Annotated in this window: 16 protein-coding genes and 1 tRNA gene; 7 read left to right on the plus strand and 10 right to left on the minus strand. The window is 62.8% G+C overall.

The features are described 5' to 3' along the window. The first annotated feature begins 36 nt into the window (after nt 1-36). Nucleotides 37-112, plus strand: a tRNA-Thr gene (locus tag B7H23_RS01710). Nucleotides 113-174: 62 nt separating this feature from the next. Here the strand turns inward: B7H23_RS01710 and B7H23_RS01715 are convergent. The 7 genes from B7H23_RS01715 to hutI form a co-directional block, all read right to left on the minus strand. Beyond that, entirely contained in the window at nt 175-1,725 is a 1,551-nt protein-coding gene (locus B7H23_RS01715; protein WP_094075673.1) for a TRAP transporter large permease, read from the minus strand. Then, nucleotides 1,722-2,219 carry a TRAP transporter small permease subunit gene (locus B7H23_RS01720; protein WP_094075674.1) on the minus strand — a complete coding sequence of 166 codons (498 nt, stop codon included), beginning with the start codon at nt 2,217-2,219 and terminating at the stop codon, nt 1,722-1,724. Before B7H23_RS01720 ends, B7H23_RS01715 begins: the two co-directional genes overlap by 4 nt. Nucleotides 2,220-2,280: 61 nt before the next feature. Next, nucleotides 2,281-3,363, minus strand: coding sequence for a TRAP transporter substrate-binding protein (locus tag B7H23_RS01725; protein ID WP_094075675.1), 1,083 nt, complete (start codon nt 3,361-3,363; stop codon nt 2,281-2,283). 26 nt (nt 3,364-3,389) lie between these two features. After that, entirely contained in the window at nt 3,390-5,063 is a 1,674-nt protein-coding gene (gene hutU, locus B7H23_RS01730; protein ID WP_094075676.1) for a urocanate hydratase, read from the minus strand. After that, entirely contained in the window at nt 5,060-5,848 is a 789-nt protein-coding gene (hutG, locus tag B7H23_RS01735; protein WP_206608838.1) for an N-formylglutamate deformylase, read from the minus strand. Before hutG ends, hutU begins: the two co-directional genes overlap by 4 nt. Then, complete coding sequence (gene hutH, locus B7H23_RS01740) at nt 5,845-7,362, minus strand: histidine ammonia-lyase (protein WP_094075677.1); 1,518 nt, start codon at nt 7,360-7,362, stop codon at nt 5,845-5,847. The genes hutG and hutH overlap by 4 nt, the downstream gene beginning before the upstream one ends. Beyond that, nucleotides 7,359-8,555, minus strand: coding sequence for an imidazolonepropionase (gene hutI / locus B7H23_RS01745; protein ID WP_094075678.1), 1,197 nt, complete (start codon nt 8,553-8,555; stop codon nt 7,359-7,361). The genes hutH and hutI overlap by 4 nt, the downstream gene beginning before the upstream one ends. 71 nt (nt 8,556-8,626) lie before the next feature. Between hutI and B7H23_RS01750 the strand changes: the two genes are divergently transcribed. Together B7H23_RS01750 and B7H23_RS01755 are read left to right on the plus strand one after the other, a co-directional pair. After that, complete coding sequence (locus B7H23_RS01750) at nt 8,627-9,988, plus strand: formimidoylglutamate deiminase (RefSeq protein WP_094075679.1); 1,362 nt, start codon at nt 8,627-8,629, stop codon at nt 9,986-9,988. Beyond that, a complete protein-coding gene (locus B7H23_RS01755) occupies nt 9,988-10,686 on the plus strand; it encodes a GntR family transcriptional regulator (RefSeq protein WP_094075680.1) in 699 nt (232 codons plus the stop codon). Before B7H23_RS01750 ends, B7H23_RS01755 begins: the two co-directional genes overlap by 1 nt. Nucleotides 10,687-10,738: 52 nt before the next feature. Here the strand turns inward: B7H23_RS01755 and B7H23_RS01760 are convergent, their stop codons facing one another. Further along, the gene (locus B7H23_RS01760) at nt 10,739-11,593 is read right to left on the minus strand and encodes a D-amino-acid transaminase (RefSeq protein ID WP_094075681.1); all 855 of its coding nucleotides are present in this window, start codon (nt 11,591-11,593) and stop codon (nt 10,739-10,741) included. A 288-nt stretch (nt 11,594-11,881) separates the two neighbouring features. On the opposite strand from B7H23_RS01760, the gene B7H23_RS01765 reads away from it, so the two are divergent. Further along, entirely contained in the window at nt 11,882-12,622 is a 741-nt protein-coding gene (locus B7H23_RS01765; RefSeq protein ID WP_094075682.1) for a Crp/Fnr family transcriptional regulator, read from the plus strand. 10 nt (nt 12,623-12,632) lie between these two features. On the opposite strand, the gene hemN is transcribed toward B7H23_RS01765, so the two are convergent. Further along, a complete protein-coding gene (gene hemN, locus B7H23_RS01770) occupies nt 12,633-13,991 on the minus strand; it encodes an oxygen-independent coproporphyrinogen III oxidase (RefSeq protein ID WP_094075683.1) in 1,359 nt (452 codons plus the stop codon). Then, nucleotides 13,988-14,506 carry a hemerythrin domain-containing protein gene (locus tag B7H23_RS01775; protein ID WP_158215740.1) on the minus strand — a complete coding sequence of 173 codons (519 nt, stop codon included), beginning with the start codon at nt 14,504-14,506 and terminating at the stop codon, nt 13,988-13,990. Before B7H23_RS01775 ends, hemN begins: the two co-directional genes overlap by 4 nt. A gap of 165 nt (nt 14,507-14,671) precedes the next feature. On the opposite strand from B7H23_RS01775, the gene ccoN reads away from it, so the two are divergent. Genes ccoN through B7H23_RS01790 form a run of 3 tightly spaced genes read left to right on the plus strand, consistent with a single transcriptional unit; the run spans nt 14,672 to nt 17,312 of the window. Next, nucleotides 14,672-16,312, plus strand: coding sequence for a cytochrome-c oxidase, cbb3-type subunit I (gene ccoN / locus B7H23_RS01780; RefSeq protein WP_094075685.1), 1,641 nt, complete (start codon nt 14,672-14,674; stop codon nt 16,310-16,312). A 14-nt stretch (nt 16,313-16,326) separates the two neighbouring features. Beyond that, complete coding sequence (ccoO, locus tag B7H23_RS01785; RefSeq protein ID WP_094075686.1) at nt 16,327-17,157, plus strand: cytochrome-c oxidase, cbb3-type subunit II; 831 nt, start codon at nt 16,327-16,329, stop codon at nt 17,155-17,157. After that, nucleotides 17,157-17,312 (plus strand): cbb3-type cytochrome c oxidase subunit 3, encoded by a 156-nt coding sequence (locus B7H23_RS01790; protein ID WP_094075687.1) that lies wholly within the window; start codon nt 17,157-17,159, stop codon nt 17,310-17,312. Before ccoO ends, B7H23_RS01790 begins: the two co-directional genes overlap by 1 nt. The last annotated feature ends 2 nt before the right edge of the window (nt 17,313-17,314 follow it).

Genomic DNA, 17,314 nt, shown 5'->3' on the forward strand with positions numbered 1-17,314 from the left:
CGCACATTCGCGCCGTGCGCTGCGCCGGGCCGGATAGCCGCTTTAGCTCAGTTGGTAGAGCATCGCATTCGTAATGCGGAGGTCGCGTGTTCGAGTCACGCAAGCGGCACCATCTCCGCCACTCTGCTGCTACTCCGTTCGATACCCGTTCGCCAGGTCGTTGCGGACGCCCTTTCAGAACATCCTTGCCGGCAACCATGTCGCCAGTGCCGGAAGCGCCCAGATCAGCGCCACGCCGATGGCCTGTAGCAGGATGAAGGGCATCACGCCGCGATAGATGTCGCCCGTCGTCACGCTGGCGGGCGCGACCCCGCGCAGATAGAACAGCGAAAACCCGAAAGGCGGCGTCAGGAACGATGTCTGCAGGTTGATGGCAAGGATGATGCCCAGCCAGATCGGGTCGTGGCCCAGCAGGATGAGCGTTGGCGTGACGAGCGGCAGTACGATCACAGAAATCTCGACGAAGTCCAGAAAGAACCCCATCACGAACACCACGAGCATGGTGACGAGCAATGCCCCCGTTGCGCCGCCCGGCAGGTTCTGCAGCCAGTGAGCCACCCGCTCCTCGCCCCCGAGGCCGATGAAAACGAGCGAGAACATGCCGGCGGCCAGAATCGTCGCGAAGATCATGGCCGTCATCGTCATGGTCGAGGTCAGCGCATCCTGAACCATCCGGGCGCGCATCGCTCCGCGCAGGGCTGCGGCAATGCCCGCAAAGCCGACGGTGGCGAGCAGAATGTAGATCCCGCCGGCGATCAGGGCGATCAGGCCGAGGTCGTTGCGTTGCAAGCGCACCGGAAACATTCCCGCGGCCAGGGCGAGCGCGATAAGCGCGCAGGCGCCCGTGAGGATCAGGTAACGCCATTGGCCGATCCGAACCCCTGCCATCAGAAGTGCACCGATCGCCCCGACGGCAGCCGCTTCGGTGGGCGTCGCGATTCCGGCGAGGATGGATCCCAGAACAGCGAAGATCAGCAGAACGGGCGGCACGATCGCGCTGAGAATTTCCGAGCGGGACGGCCGCTGCAGCTCCTCGGCCGCCGGAGGCATGTCCTGTGGGCGTACAAGGCCACGCAGCAGGATGTAGACGAGATAGAGCGCCACAAGCAGCAGGCCCGGCACCAGCGCCGCGGCGAAGAACTGGCCGACGGACAGCGTCTCGACCGTGAACTTTCCCTGCTCGTACTGCGCCTGCTGATAGGCATTCGACATCACGTCGGCAAGGATGATGAGAAGGGTGGAAGGCGGGATGATCTGTCCGAGCGTTCCTGCCGTGCAGACGATGCCGGACGCCATACGCGTGTCGTAACCGTTGCGCAGCATGGTCGGCAGCGCAATCATGCCCATTGCCACAACGGTCGCGCCGACAATGCCCGTCGAGGCGGCAAGAAGCGCGCCCACCAGCACCACCGAAATGCCGAGACCGCCGCGCAACTGCCCGAACGCGCGGCCCATCGTGTCCAGAAGGTCTTCGGCGATCCGGCTCTTTTCGAGAAGCGCGCCCATAAGGACGAAGAGCGGAATGGCGATGAGGACCTGGTTGGAGATCAGTCCGAAGACGCGCTGGCCGAACGCGCCCAGAAGCGAGATGTCCATCACGCCGAGCGCCCATCCGAGATAGGCGAAGAGAACCGCGACGCCCGCAATGGCAAAGGCGACCGGAAACCCGGAGAGCACCGCGACGATCAGCGCGCCGAACATCATCAGATCGAGATAGGCGCTCATGCCTCGAACTCCTCGGCGACCAGCCGCACGAGGATCGCCAGCGACTGTAGCGTCACCAGAATGCAGAACGCGGGGATGAGCGATTTCAACAGGAAGACCGCCTCGATCCCGCCAACGGAGATCGGGCCTTCAAGAATTTTCCATGAATTGCGGACGGATGGCCATGACCACCAAAACAAGGCGGCCATTGCCGGCAGGAGAAGAAGGAGGTGCCCGGCAATGTCGATCCTTCGGCGCGCCGCCAGCGACAGGTCGGCATAGAACACATCGACCCGGACGTGGCGGTCGACCAGCAGCGTATAGCCCGCCGCCAGCATGAAAAGGGCGCCGTGCAGATAGAGGACGCTTTCCTGCGCGGCGATGGAATTGACGCCGAAGACGTACCGGCCGACGACGATGGCGAACTGCACCAGCACCATCAGCAGCGCCAGCCAGCGCAGCGTCAGGCCCAGCCATCGGTTCATCGCATCGATAAGCTGCGCAAAGCGCCGCATGGCCTATCCTTTTCGGGACGATGGCGCGCGATCGAACATTCCCGACCGCGCGCCATTGGCTTCAGTAGCCGAACACGTCGGCGCGGGCGTTCATCTGCCCATTGTCGGCGTAGGTCATGTAGCCACCCACACTGTCACGATACGCCACGAAGCTCTCGGTGATGCGGCGCACCAGCTCATCCTCGTTCTCGCGCAGTTCGCCGATCACCTCCTTGGCAGCAGCTCCCATGGTGTCGAGCACATCCTGCGGGAACATGCGAACCTGCACGCCGTCCTCCTCGACCAGCTTCTTCAGCGCGATGGCATGTTTGGTGGTGTATTCCGTCCAGACCGCATTGTAGAGGCTTTCGCAGGCAAGCTGCACGACCTGTTTCAGGTCGTCCGGCAAATCCTCGAATGCGGCGGCGTTGACACCGCATTCCTCCGCCGAAGACGGCTCGCCGACGCCGGGCCAGTAATAATTCTTGGCCACTTGCTGATAGCCGAGCGCGCTGTCGGTCCACGGACCGATGAATTCGCCGGCATCCAGTGCGCCGGTCTGCAGCGCCTGGAACATGGCGGGGCCGCTCATCGCCTCCGAGGCCATTCCGATCCGCGCGCACATTTCGGAAGCCAGGCCGGTGGTGCGGAATTTCAGCCCTTTCAGATCTTCCGCCGAATTGATCTCGGTGCGGAACCAGCCACCCCATTGCGGGCCCGAATTTCCGCAGAGGAACGGCTTGATGCCGAACCGGCCATACATCTCGTCGTAGAGGGCCTGACCGCCGCCATGGGCCAACCAGCCGACCTGTTCATCGGCGCGCAGGCCGAAGGGCTGCGATCCGAAGAGCAGAATACCCTTCGACTTCGACCCCCAATAGGCGGGAACAGCGTGATAGAGTTCCGCCGTGCCTTCGCTGACCGCATCGAAGACGCCGTTGCCCGGCACCAACTCGCCGGAGGCAAAGAGCTTCACCTCGATCCGACCGCCGGAGAGCGTGGTGATACGGTCCGCCAGCATCTGGGCGGCGACACCAGGACCCGGCAGATTCTTCGGCCATGCCGTGACCATTTTCCACTGGCGGATATCCTGCGCGATCGCCGGCGTCGCCAGCGGCGCTGCCAGGCCGGCCGCGCCGACCGTGAGAAATTTCCGTCTTTCCATGGTATCGCTCCTTGTTGAATTCGGTTTCAGTTTCCAAGAATGCCCGGCAACCTCAAGCCATGCTCCTCCGCGCAGGCGATCGCCGTTTCGTATCCGGCATCGGCGTGTCGCCAGACGCCCGATGCCGGGTCGTTCCACAGCACCCGTTCCAGACGCCGCGCCGCCTCCGGTGTGCCATCGGCGACGATCACAACCCCGGCATGCTGGCTGAAGCCCATGCCGACGCCGCCACCGTGATGCAGGCTGACCCATGTCGCGCCGGACGCGGTGTTCACCAGCGCGTTCAGAAGAGGCCAGTCGCTAACCGCGTCCGAACCATCCTTCATCGATTCCGTTTCCCGGTTGGGGCTGGCGACCGATCCGCTATCGAGGTGATCGCGGCCGATCACCACCGGCGCCTTCAACTCGCCGCTGGCGACCATTTCGTTGAACTTCAGCCCGGCGCGATGCCGGTCGCCGAGGCCGATCCAGCAGATGCGCGCCGGCAGACCCTGAAAGCTGATGCGCTCGCGCGCCATGTCGAGCCAGGTGTGCAGCTTCTCATTGTCAGGAAACAGCTCCTTCATCGCCTGGTCGGTCTTGTAGATATCCTCCGGGTCGCCCGATAGCGCGCACCAGCGGAACGGGCCGATCCCCTCGCAGAAGAGCGGGCGAATATAGGCGGGCACGAAACCGGGGAAGGCGAAGGCGTTTTCCAGCCCCTCCTCCTTGGCGACCTGGCGGATATTGTTACCGTAATCGAGCGTCGGCACGCCATCGTTCCAGAAGTCGACCATCGCTTTGACGTGCACCTTCATTGAGGCGCGCGCGGCTTTTTCGACGGCTTTCGGATCGCTTTCGCGACGGTCGCGCCATTGCGCCATCGTCCAGCCCTGCGGCAAATAACCGTTCACCGGGTCGTGGGCGCTGGTCTGGTCGGTGACGATATCGGGACGAACACCCCGCCTATGAATTTCCGGGAAGATGTCGGCGGCGTTGCCGAGTAGCGCAACGGATTTGGCCTCTCCCGCTTCGGTCCAGCGCGCGATCATCTCCAGCGCCTCATCGAGGCTTTCAGCCTTTTCGTCGACATACCGGGTGCGTAACCGGAAATCGATGCTGTCGGGATTGCACTCCACCGCGAGGCAGCAGGCCCCAGCCATCACTGCCGCCAAAGGCTGGGCGCCGCCCATGCCGCCAAGGCCGCCCGTCAGGATCCATTTGCCCTTCAGGTCGCCATCATAGTGTTGCCGGCCGGCCTCGGCGAAAGTCTCGTAGGTGCCCTGAACTATGCCTTGGCTGCCGATATAGATCCACGATCCGGCCGTCATCTGGCCGTACATCATCAGACCCTTGCGATCGAGCTCGTTGAAATGGTCCCAGTTGGCCCAATGCGGCACGATGTTGGAATTGGCGATCAGCACGCGGGGCGCATCCGGATGCGTTTTGACGATGGCGACGGGCTTGCCAGACTGCACCACGAGGGTCTCGTCCGCTTCCAGATCCTTCAGCCCCGCCACGATGCGGTCGAAATCGCTCCATGTCCGAGCCGCACGGCCAATTCCCCCATACACGACCAGTTCATGTGGGTTCTCGGCAACATCGGGATGCAGATTGTTCATCAACATGCGCATCGCCGCTTCGGTCAGCCAGCTCTTGGCCGTGATTTCGGAGCCGGTCGGTGGAAAAACATCGCGCTGATTGTGTCGGGGGTCGATCATTCCGGTCTCCAGCAGATCAAACTATCGAGTATTGTTCTGAGATGGGCGCGCAGCCGGTCCGCCGGCCGGGGCAAATAGGTCCAGGGTGCGCTTTCGAGCATGTAGGTCGATTGCGCCAACTCCATCTGGATCGCATGAACCCGGTCGGCGGGACGACCGTAATGGCGGGTCGTCCAGCCGCCCTTGAAGCGGCCATTGACGATCGAGCTGTAGCCCTCGGCCTTTTGGCATATTCCGGCGACAGCCTTTTGGATGCCGGCCGCACACGTCGTTCCGCCATCGGTTCCAATGTTGAAGTCCGGCAGTTTTCCGTCGAACAGGAAGGGAATGCGCGAACGGATCGAGTGGCAGTCATAGAGGATTGCGAAACCGTGGCGCGCGTTCACCCGCTCCAGTTCCGCTGCCAGCGCGGCGTGATAGGACGCATGATAAGCCAACCGGCGGCGCTCGACTTCCACCTCGTTCGGTGCGCGGCCATCACGATAGATGGGTTCACCGTCGAAATCGGTGAGCGGACAAAGCCCGGTCGTGTTCTGGCCGGGATAGAGGCTCGCGCCGGACGGATCGCGGTTAACGTCGATCACGTAGCGGTGGACCGTCGTGCGTACGGTGGTCACGCCATCGACGAGGCCATCGTAGAGCTCGTGAATATGCCAGTCCGTATCGGCCAGCTTCCGGCCGGTTTCGTTCAGCGCGTCCGCCACATCGGCGGGCAGATCGGTGCCTGTATGCGGCAGGCCCAGCACGAGCGGGCTGTCACCACGGGACAGTTCGACAATGCTCATAGCGCCAGTTCCAGCCCGGCGGCCTGCGACAGCGCATCGTCGCGAACAAGGCGCGCGGCGGCCTCGATATCGGGCGCCAGGTACCGGTCGTCGGTCAGCGATGGAACATGGCTCCGCAGGGCCTCGATCACCCCCCGCAAGGCCGATGAGGTGAGAAGCGGCGCACGCGCCTCGATACCCTGGCTGGCGCAAAGCGCCTCGACGCCAAGAATAACCGACAAATTGGCGTTCATCCGAGCCAGGCGGCGCGCACCATGGGCCGCCATGCTGACATGATCCTCCTGGTTGGCCGAGGTGGGCGTGCTGTCGGTCGAGCAGGGATTGGCCAGATGCTTGTTCTCGCTCATAAGAGCCGCGGTTGTCACCTCGGCGATCATGAAGCCGGAATTCAGCCCTGGTTGCGGCGTCAGAAATGGCGGCAGATCGAAACTCAGTGCCGGATCGACCATCAGCGCCACCCGACGCTGCGCGATTGCGCCGATCTCCGCCAAAGCCAGCGCGATCTGATCGGCAGCGAAGGCCACCGGCTCGGCGTGGAAATTGCCGCCGGAGAAAATCCCGGCCTCGGTCACCAGCGGATTGTCCGTAACCGCGTTCGCCTCGATCTCCAGCGTGCGGCCGGCAAAACGCAGGAGGTCCAGCGCTGCGCCCACCACCTGCGGCTGGCAGCGGATGCAGTAAGGATCCTGAACGCGGGTGTCGCCTTCCCGATGGCTTTCCCGGATCGCGCTGCCCGCCATCAGTTCAGCCATCGCGCCGGCCACGTCGATCTGGCCCGGTTGACCGCGCAGACGGTGGATTTCCGGCCGCAATGGCTGGGTCGATCCCATGATCGCGTCGGTCGAAAGACAGGACGTCACCACCGAGGCCCGCAGCATCCGCCCGCCATCGAAAAGCGCCGCCAGCGCGCAGGCCGTCGAAAATTGCGTGCCATTGATGAGCGCCAGCCCTTCTTTCGGACCGAGCACGACTGGCGAAAGCCCGCAACGCGCCAGCGCAGCCTCGCCTGGCATGCGCTCACCGTCGACTATCGCCTCGCCCTGTCCGATCATCACGGCGGCCAGGTGGGCCAGCGGCGCCAGATCGCCCGATGCGCCCACCGAACCCTGCGACGGGATGACCGGCGTCACGCCCTTGGCCAGAAGACCTTCGATCAGCGCGCAAATTTCCCAGCGAACGCCCGATGCACCACGACCGAGCGACAGAAGTTTGAGTACCATCATCAGCCGGGTCGTATCGGCTTCGAGTGGCTCGCCTACGCCGCAGCAATGGCTGAGGATCAGGTTGCACTGCAATGTTTCGGTATCCTCCGGCGCGATGCGCACCGAGGAAAGCTTGCCGAAACCGGTATTGACGCCATAGACCGGCGCGTCGCCCTGCGCGGCGTCGCGCACCCGTTCCGCTGCAATATCGACCGCATTTCGCGCCGCCGGATCGAGCGTGGCGCTATTTCCGCGCCAGGCCTGTTCGAGCATGACGAGCGTGGTTTCGCCCGGAACGAGAACAAGGCTCATATGCTGCCTCCGAAGATAGGGCGGTGAAGCGGATTGATGCCGATGCCGTATGACAGTTCGGCCGGATCGGTGACGTCCCAAACGGCGAGATCGGCGCGCTTGCCGATGGCGATCTCGCCGCAATCGTCCAATCCCAATGCGCGCGCGGCGTTCTTCGTCGTACCCGCGAGCGCCTCGGCGGGCGTCAGGCCGAACAGCGTGCAGGCCATGTTCATTGCCAGCAATACCGAGCCCATGGGAGACGAGCCGGGATTCCAATCGGTTGCGACCGCGATCGGCACGCCGTGATTGCGAAACGCAGCGACGGGCGGTTTCTGCGCCTCATGCAGCGTATAGAACGCGCCTGGCAGCAGGACCGCGACACTGCCGGCTTGCGCCAGCGCTTGCGCATCGGCTCCCGTCGCATATTCCACATGATCCGCGGATAGCGCGCCATACTGCGCTGCGAGCGCCGCACCGCCCAGGTTCGAAAGCTGTTCGGCATGAAGCTTGACGGGCAGACCCAGCGCCCTGGCGCGGTCGAAGACACGGGCGATCTGCGCCGGGTCGAACGCGATCCCTTCACAGAAGCCATCCACCGCATCGACGAGACCTTCGGCATGAGCGGCGTCGAGCGCGGGCAAGCAAATCTCGTCGATATAGATGTCCGGATCCATGCCCTTTGGCGCGGCATGGGCACCGAGAAACGAGGTCACGACTCGAACCGGACGCTGCACCGCGATCTGACGTGCGACCCGCAGCATCTTCAGTTCGGTCTCGGTATCGAGCCCATAGCCCGACTTCACCTCGATGACGGCAACGCCTTGTGCAATAAGTGCATCTGCGCGGTTGAGCGCGCTCGCCAGCAACTCCGCTTCCGACGCCTCCCGCGTCGCAGCGACCGTCGAGACGATGCCGCCGCCGGCACGGGCGATCTCTTCGTAGCTCGCCCCCTCCAGCCGCATTTCGAATTCGCGGGCACGATTGCCGCCATGGACAATATGGGTGTGACAGTCGATCAGGGCCGGAGTGACCAGACGCCCGTCCATTGCCGAACGTTCCGCCGTTGCGAAGGTCTGCGGCAGGTCGGCCTCTCTGCCCACCCAGCTGATACGCATGTCTTCGATGACGATGGCCGCATCATGCACGAGGCCATAGCCTTCGCCCGCCATCGTTGCAGCCGTGACCTGCGTGATCAGTCGAGTTCCGGGCATCGCCACCTCTTGATTGTCGGCACTTCCACTCATAATAAGTAGCTACTTATTATGTCAACATAGGCTGTGCGATGCAAACCCTCCACGCAAGACAGGCCCTGATGCCCGATGGATGGGCCAGTGACGTTGCTATCGAAATCAAAGAAGGGCGGATCGTCTCGGTAGAGCCAGGCGCCGCCCCACGCGGCATGGCCGTCGATCTTCTGCTACCCGCCCCGGTCAACCTTCACAGCCACGCTTTTCAACGGGCTATGGCGGGGCTGACGGAAACGCGCGGCCCCGATCCGCGCGATACGTTCTGGACGTGGCGGCATTTGATGTATCGCTTCCTGGACCGGTTGACGCCCGATCATGTCGAAGCCATCGCCGCGCTGGTCTTTATGGAAATGCTGGAGGCCGGTTATGCCAGCGTTGCCGAGTTCCACTATCTGCATCACGATGTTGGCGGCGCGGCCTATGCCGATCCGGCCGAGATGGCCGCAAGGATCGTATCGGCGGCGCAAGCGACCGGCATCGGCCTTACGCTGCTTCCCGTGCTCTACACTTTTGGTGGCTGCGACCGGCGGCCCCTGCAGGGCGGCCAGCAGCGCTTCGGCAACGACGTGGAAGAGTTCGTGGCGCTGCACGAGGCCAGCGCGGCGCATCTTTGTCGCGGTCCGGCGGATTTTGCCATTGGCGTGGCGCCGCATTCGCTCCGGGCGGTCGATCCGACGAGCCTGACCGACATCCTTTCCCTGGGCGACGGGCCACTGCACATGCACCTTGCCGAGCAGGTAGCGGAGGTCGAGGAAATCGAAGCGCATCTCGGCAGGCGCCCCGTCGAATGGCTGCTCGATCAACACGATGTGGACGAGCGCTGGTGTCTGATCCACTGCACGCAAATGACGCAGGCGGAAACGGCTGCGCTGGCGAAAACCGGGGCCGTCGCGGGGCTCTGTCCGATTACCGAGTCCAATCTCGGCGATGGCATCTTCAACGGCACCGCCTTCGCCGAAGCCAGCGGCCGCTTCGGTATCGGCTCCGATTCAAATGTCCATATCGCGCTGTTCGAAGAGCTGTGCACGCTGGACTACTCGCAGCGTCTGCGCGACCGCAGCCGCGCCGCCATGGCGGTGCCTGGCCGCTCTGCCGGGCGCGTGCTTTTCGAAAGCGCCTCGAAAGGAGGCTCTCAGGCCGCGGGACGCGATTGCGGGCGGATCGCGCCGGGCGAATGGGCCGATCTGATCGGCCTCAAAACGTCGAATGAATGGGTATGCGACCGGACCGGCGATGCCGCGCTCGACAGCCTGATCTTCGGCGGGCGGGGCCGCGACTGCATTCGCCACGTCTGGAGCGCCGGCCGCCATGTGGTAAAGGACGGGCATCACCATTCTAAAGACACAATCGTCCGCCGTTTCCGCACAGTCATGGCGGAACTTGGACAGGATATCTGATGCAGGCCGGTCGCCTCAGTTGGAAAGACGTGCGCGAAGCGATCCACGAATGGATCCTGTCGGGGCGTTACGGGCCTGGCGACAAATTGCCTCGCGATGCCGATATCGCGGTCGAACTGGCCTGCGCCCGGTCAACGGTCCAACGCGCCATGCAGGACCTGTCGGACAGCGGCATCGTAGAGCGCCGGCGCAAGGGCGGCACACGAGTCCGCCAAGACCCGGTCGTCCGTGCGACGCTGGACATTCCCATCACCCGACGCGAAATCGAGGATCGCGGCGGCCTCTATGACTACCGGCTCATCGAACGGTCGTTCGGCAAGCCGCCGCGCGCTGTCCGGATCGCAATGAACCTTTCTGATGCGCCAGACATGCTACGCATCGAGGCGCTGCATCTGTGCGACGGCCGCCCTTACATTTTCGAAGACAGATGGGTTTGCACCACCACCGCTCCGAACATTCTCAAGGTCGATCTCAGCCGGGACAGCGCCAATGAATGGCTCGTCCGGAACGCGCCCTATACCCGCTTCGAGGTGAAGTTCTTCGCGCTGAACGCCGACCAGCGCACCGCCGAACTGATGGCGACCACGCCGCGAAGCGCTCTTCTGGCTATCGAGCGCACCACCTGGCTCGACGACAGGCCGATCACCCATGTCACAGCCATCGCAGCGCCGGGATACCGCCTTCTGAGTCGTAGTTGAACTGCGCTTCTTTCATGCGCTTCCCGGCTCGCATCGGACCAAAGCGATGCGCTCAGATCGCCGCGGCGCGGCTCTTCTCGATATAGATTTCGCGCAACCGCCGGGCCACCGGGCCGGGCTCTCCATCGCCGATGGCCATGCCGTCCATCTCGATCACCGGGCTGACGAAACTGCTGGCCGAGGTCGAGAACGCTTCGCGCGCGCCCCGGACTTCATCGAGAGTGAACGGCCGCTCCTCCACCTTGATCTGAAGCTCCCGGGCGCATTGGAGCACCGCCTGCCGGGTGATGCCCGACAGGATCTCCGGGGAAAGGTGACGCGTGACGATCGTGCCATCAGCGGTCACGATATAGGCGTTGTTGGACGATCCTTCCGTGACATGGCCGTCGCGAACAAGCCAGACATCGTCTGCGCCCCCGGCATGCGCGCGGCTTTTCGCCCAGGATGCGTAGAGAAGCTGCGTCGTCTTGATATCGCTGCGCCGCCAGCGGAGATCGTCGACCGACCGGACTTTCTGCCCACGCTCGGCGAGCGGGCTGTCGATCAGCGATTTCTCTTGCGTGAACAGGACGAGGTTCGGCCGCGTATCGGCCTCGGGGAAAAGAAAGTCACGATCCGCCGCGCCGCGCGTGACCTGCAGATAGATCATCCCTTCCACCAGATCGTTTTCGGAAAGGAGCCGTCGGTGGATGTCGAGCAGTTCATCGTCCGAGACCGGCGCGGCCATATCCAGTTCGCCGAGCGAGCGGGACAGCCGCGCCATGTGTCCGGGAAAGTCGATCAGCTTGCCGTCCAGGACGGACGTCACTTCGTAAACGGCATCGGCAAACAGAAAACCCCGGTCGAAGACCGAAATTGTCGCTTCGTTTTCGGGAACATAGTCACCATTCACATAGACCGTTCGCATGAAGCACCTTTTGTGATCGATTCGGATTCGAAAATGCTGCTCGCCCTGGCTGGAAGCCGGACCACAAAGGTCGGCATGCCCCCTATCCGATCCATGACGAATGGCACGCTTTGTAGATGATCCGCTCCAATTATCAACGCTGCAGAGTATGGCCTTTCGAACCGAATCGATTGAACGGAAAGAGCCGGGCGAAACCGGGGCGTCCGCATCTGTCACTCCGCCAAAACCCGGCCTACCTTAGGCCAAGAAGTCCTTGGCGGATCGCGGATGCTGGTTTAGGTGCTAATTATGAGCAGCAAACGACTCGATGTTCACAATTCGACCATCCCGCAGGTCTGCGTGGCATGCGAAGCCCGGCACCGTGGTGTCTGTGGAACGCTCAACCCGTCGCAACTGGTGAAACTCTCCAAGACGACGAGCAAGCATATTTTCGCGGCCGACGAGGAGCTCATCCCGGCCGGAGGCGAGATTCGGCATTACTCCAATATTCTTTCGGGCGTCGTCAAACTGACGCGTCTCATGGCCGATGGCCGCCAACAGATCGTCGGGCTGCAATTCGCGCCGGATTTTCTGGGTCGCCCGTTCCGCAGTTCGAGCGATATTTCCGCCGAAGCGGCGACAGAAGTGCAGGTCTGTTCCTTTCCAAGAGCGACACTCGAGGAACTGGTGCGCGAGTCGCCGGAACTGGAACACATGCTTCATCAGCAGGCGCTGAAGGAGCTGGACGAAGCGCGCGAGTGGATCCTCACGCTCGGCCGCAAGACTGCTGCGGAAAAGGTGGCGAGCTTCCTTTACCTCATTGCCAGCCATATCGACCCGGAACGTTCGATCGACGTCGGACCGATCCAGTTCGAACTGCCGTTGAAACGAGCCGATATCGCCGATTTTCTCGGCCTGACCATCGAAACGGTCAGTCGGCAGATCACCAAGCTGCGCAAGAGCGGGATCATCGAACTTGAAGGCACACGCATCGTCACCGTGCCGTCGATGACCGTGCTCCAGCGCGCATCGGCGGCCGACATTATCTAGGCATGTTCGTTCACACGGCCTGCGAATAGCGAGCGGTCTCGCTTGGCGTGCGATAGGCATCCATCCAAGACGCGACGATCCGGGCGAAGGGCCGCGCATCCGGCGGAACTGTCACGATCGTGTCATCCATGGCGGCAAGCGCGAAATCGTCGTCCGCCACCTGGCCCTTCATCAGTTCCGCCAGCGACCAGGCCGGCTCGCCGAACCGGTCGGCCAGCGCCGAAAAATCAAGCCGGAAATCACAAAGCAGCCGTTCGATGGCATAGGCCCGCATCCGGTCGTCGGCGGACAGCGCATAGCCCTTGCAGGCAGTCGTTTCGCCATTCTCCACCGCCGCGCGGTAATTGTTGGTTGGCACGATATTCTGGATGTACCCACCCGGATATTTCGAAATGGCGGAAGCGCCGAAGCCGACAAGGACTGGAGCCGTATCGGCGGTATAGCCCTGGAAGTTGCGTTGCAAATGCCCATCACGCGCCGCGACAGCCAAACTGTCGCCCGGCAGCGCGAAATGGTCGAAGCCGATAGTCTCATAGCCCGCTTCGACCAGAAGGCGCGCGGCGATATCGGCCTGCTTCAGACGCTCATAACGCCCCGGCAGATCGCTATCGGCGATCATGCGCTGATGGGTTTTCGCCCATGGCACATGCGCATAGCCGAACAGCGCCACGCGCTCCGGCTGCAATTCGATCACCTGTTCGATCGTCCGCACCAGCCGTGCACTCGTCTGCCGAGGCAGGCCGTAAAGCGCGTCGATGTTGAGCGTGCAATTCATGCGATGGCGTAGCGCATCGGCCACCGACGCCGTGGATTCGAAGCTTTGCGGCCGGTTGATCGCGGCCTGAACATCGGCGTCGAAGTCCTGCACCCCGATGGATGCGCGGGTGAGCCCAAGAGCCTCAAGCCCGTCCAGAGTGTCCTCGGCCACATCGGACGGATCGATTTCCACGGCGATTTCCGCGTCCATCCGAACGTCGAAGACCGAACGGATGACATAGCCGATCCGCGCCATGTCATCGCTCTTCAGCAGGCTCGGCGACCCGCCGCCCAGATGAAGGGCCGTCAGCGTGGGGCGGGCTCCAGCCTTCTCGCCGAAGACCTCGATCTCCCGGACCAGCGTGTCGACATAGGCGCGCACGGGCTCATAGCGCTTGGTCTGCTTGGTGTGGCAGCCGCAGAACCAGCATAGGCGGTCGCAATACGGAATGTGCAGATAGACCGAGACCGCCGCGCTGTCGCGGCAGGCCGCCATCAGGTCGCCGACAAGCGCCGCGCCGGCCGTGGCGTCGAAATGCGGCGCGGTCGGGTAGCTGGTATAGCGTGGGGTGGTTTCGCCATGGACGGCGAGTAGTGCGTCGAGATCCCTCATGAGGCGGCTCGCATTTCCTGTCGTAGAATAGGGATCAAATGGTCCCGTTCGAAGGCAAGGTGACGGCGAAGCCCCTCGAAGAATCCGCGCAGCATATAGCCCAGGGCCTCGGCGTCGAGACGTCCGCGGCCGGCAACGTGGTCGCGCAGCGCCTCTGCCAGTTCATCGGCATAGGATTCGTCGGCCACATGCTCCAGTCCAAGTCGCGCCAGGGTTTCCTCATGGTCGGGCGAGACCCGCCGCCACAGTGGAAAGACATGCCGTTCCTCGAACCGGTGTGCATCGGCAATGGCGGCCGGCAGGGCGCGGGCGATGTGCAGATAGGTCTGCCGGTTCGGCTCGCCGGCCAGTTCATCGGCCACCAGTTCCAGATTGTCGCACAGCAGCTCCAGAAGACGATGCTGCTGCAGCATCCCCTCGATCACCAGCTCCAGACTGGCGATCGCCTGGGTCGGCAAACGTGTCAGCGATGGCGACGCGCCTCGCGGCGGGTTGCCCTCAATCGGCTCGTTCACGGCCCAACTCCCTCGCATTCTCTTTCATGCAGTTTTCCTTAACCGCGCTCACATCTCCTTGATTCAGATCAAGGCTTGTATGCGCTGCGTGCCTTACCGATCCCGCTGACGGGGAAGGTCTGTTCCTGACCCGGATGGGGATAAGTTAAAGAAGGAGTGCGCAGCATGCGCAATCAGGTGGAAGCCATTCTTGTCGGCGTGGGGGCAGTGCTTGCACTTGTGCTTGCCGGCCTAGCGGCCGATGAGGGAATGCGGGTGCATGCATGGGTGCTATTCGGCGTTCTCGCCATAGCGACCTGGTTCCTGCTTCGACGTGTGGATTTCTCGAAAGCGAAAGCCATTCCGCTGAAAGCCGATGTCGCAACGACCGAGCCGTTCTACAACGATACGGTCGTCCGATACGGCGTCATCGCAACATCGATGTGGGGCATTGTCGGCTTTCTGGTCGGCATCGTCATCGCACTCCAGCTCGCCTTTCCCGATCTGAATATCGAGCCCTGGTTCAACTTCGGCCGCATGCGTCCCCTGCATACATCGGCCGTGATCTTCGCCTTTGGCGGCAGCGCCCTCATCACAACCAGCTTCTATATCGTTCAAAGGACGACGCGAGCGTCGCTCTTCGGCGGTTCGCTCGCCTGGTTCGTGTTCTGGGGCTATCAGCTCTTCATCGTTCTTGCGGCAACCGGCTATCTGCTCGGCATCACGCAGAGCAAGGAATATGCCGAGCCGGAATGGTATGTCGATCTGTGGCTGACCATTGTCTGGGTCGCCTATCTCGTCGTGTTCGTGGGCACGCTGGTAAAGCGCAAGGAGCCGCACATCTACGTGGCGAACTGGTTCTTCCTGTCGTTCATCGTGACCGTCGCCATGCTGCATGTCGTGAACGGCCTGACCATGCCGGTCAGCCTGCTGGGCGCCAAGAGCTACAGCGCCTTCTCGGGCGTTCAGGATGCACTGACCCAGTGGTGGTACGGGCATAATGCCGTCGGCTTCTTCCTGACAGCCGGCTTCCTCGGCATGATGTACTACTTCATTCCGAAGCAGGCCAATCGGCCGGTTTATTCCTACCGCCTGTCGATCATCCACTTCTGGAGCCTGATCTTCCTCTACATCTGGGCGGGTCCGCACCATCTGCACTTCACCGCGCTGCCCGACTGGGCGCAGACGCTCGGCATGGTGTTCTCGATCATGCTCTGGATGCCCAGCTGGGGCGGCATGATCAACGGTCTGATGACGCTGGCGGGCGCATGGGACAAGCTGCGCACCGATCCGATCCTGCGTATGCTCGCCATGAGCGTTGCCTTCTACGGCATGTCGACCTTCGAAGGCCCGATGCTCTCCATCAAGAGCGTGAACGGCCTGTCGCACTACACCGACTGGACCATCGGTCACGTTCATTCCGGCGCTCTGGGCTGGAACGGCATGATCACCTTCGGCGCGCTCTACTATCTGACGCCGAAACTATGGGGCCGCAGCCGCCTCTACTCGCTGCGTCTGGTCAACTGGCACTTCTGGCTAGCCACGCTCGGCATCGTCATCTACGCCGCCGTCATGTGGGTGTCCGGCATCATGCAGGGCCTGATGTGGCGCGAAGTCGGGCCGGACGGGTTCCTCGCCTACTCCTTCGTGGAAACGGTGCAGGCGATGCATCCCTACTATGTGGCCCGCGCTTTCGCCGGTGTGCTGTTCCTCGCCGGGGGTCTGATCATGGCCTTCAACCTTTACCAGACCATTCGTGGCCGTCTTCGCGACGAAGCGCCCATGGGTCAAAGCGTCGTCGAAGGCGCTGCGACACCGGCAGAATGACGGGGATTTGACCAATGACTGACAAGCATCCGAAAAAAGAAAACAAGGCGCTCGAGGGCGCCTTGCCAGAGGCGAAGGCCGATCCCGTCGCCCGTGGCCTGCTGGCCAATCACGGCAAGATCGAACGCAATGCCTCTCTTCTCCTGGCTCTGAGCCTTGGAGTGGTCACCATTGGCGGCATCGTCGAAATCGCGCCGCTGTTCTGGCTGGAAAACACGATCGAGGAGGTGGAAGGCGTTCGTCCCTATTCGCCTCTCGAACTGGCCGGACGCAACATCTACATCCGCGAAGGCTGCTACGTCTGCCACAGTCAGATGATCCGCCCCTTCCGCGACGAGGTGGAGCGCTACGGCCATTACAGCCTGGCGGCCGAAAGCATCTACGACCATCCGTTCCAGTGGGGATCGAAGCGCACCGGGCCTGATCTGGCCCGGGTGGGCGGCCGCTATTCCAATGAGTGGCACGTGCAGCACATGATCGAGCCGCGCGATGTCGTGCCGGAAAGCATCATGCCGTCCTATTCGTTCCTGGCCAATGCGGACCTGGTCGTGGAAGACCCTGCCGCACATCTGGTGGCCAACCGCCGCGTTGGCGTGCCCTATGATGAAGCGATGGTCGAGAACGCCATGGCCGATCTGACGGCGCAGGCCGATCCCGATGCGGACTGGTCCGGCCTTCTGGAACGTTATCCCAAGGCGGTCACGGGCGATTTCGACGGCGATCCGACAAGGCTGACGGAGATGGACGCGCTGATCGCCTATCTGCAGATGCTCGGCACGCTCGTCGACTTCTCCACCGAGACCCCGCAGCAGGCGGCAGCGGTGGAAGAAGAGGAGGCCGGCTGATGGAGTTCTCCTACGACGCCATGCGCCAATTCGCCGATAGCTGGGGGCTGCTCGGCATGATGGCCTTCTTCTTCACCGTAATCGTTATGGTTCTTTGGCCCGGTGCCCGCTCGAAAGCCGAGGACGCAGCGCAGATACCCTTCAAAGAGGACTAACC

Source organism: Notoacmeibacter marinus, assembly GCF_002238045.1.
Lineage (GTDB): Bacteria > Pseudomonadota > Alphaproteobacteria > Rhizobiales > Rhizobiaceae > Notoacmeibacter > Notoacmeibacter marinus.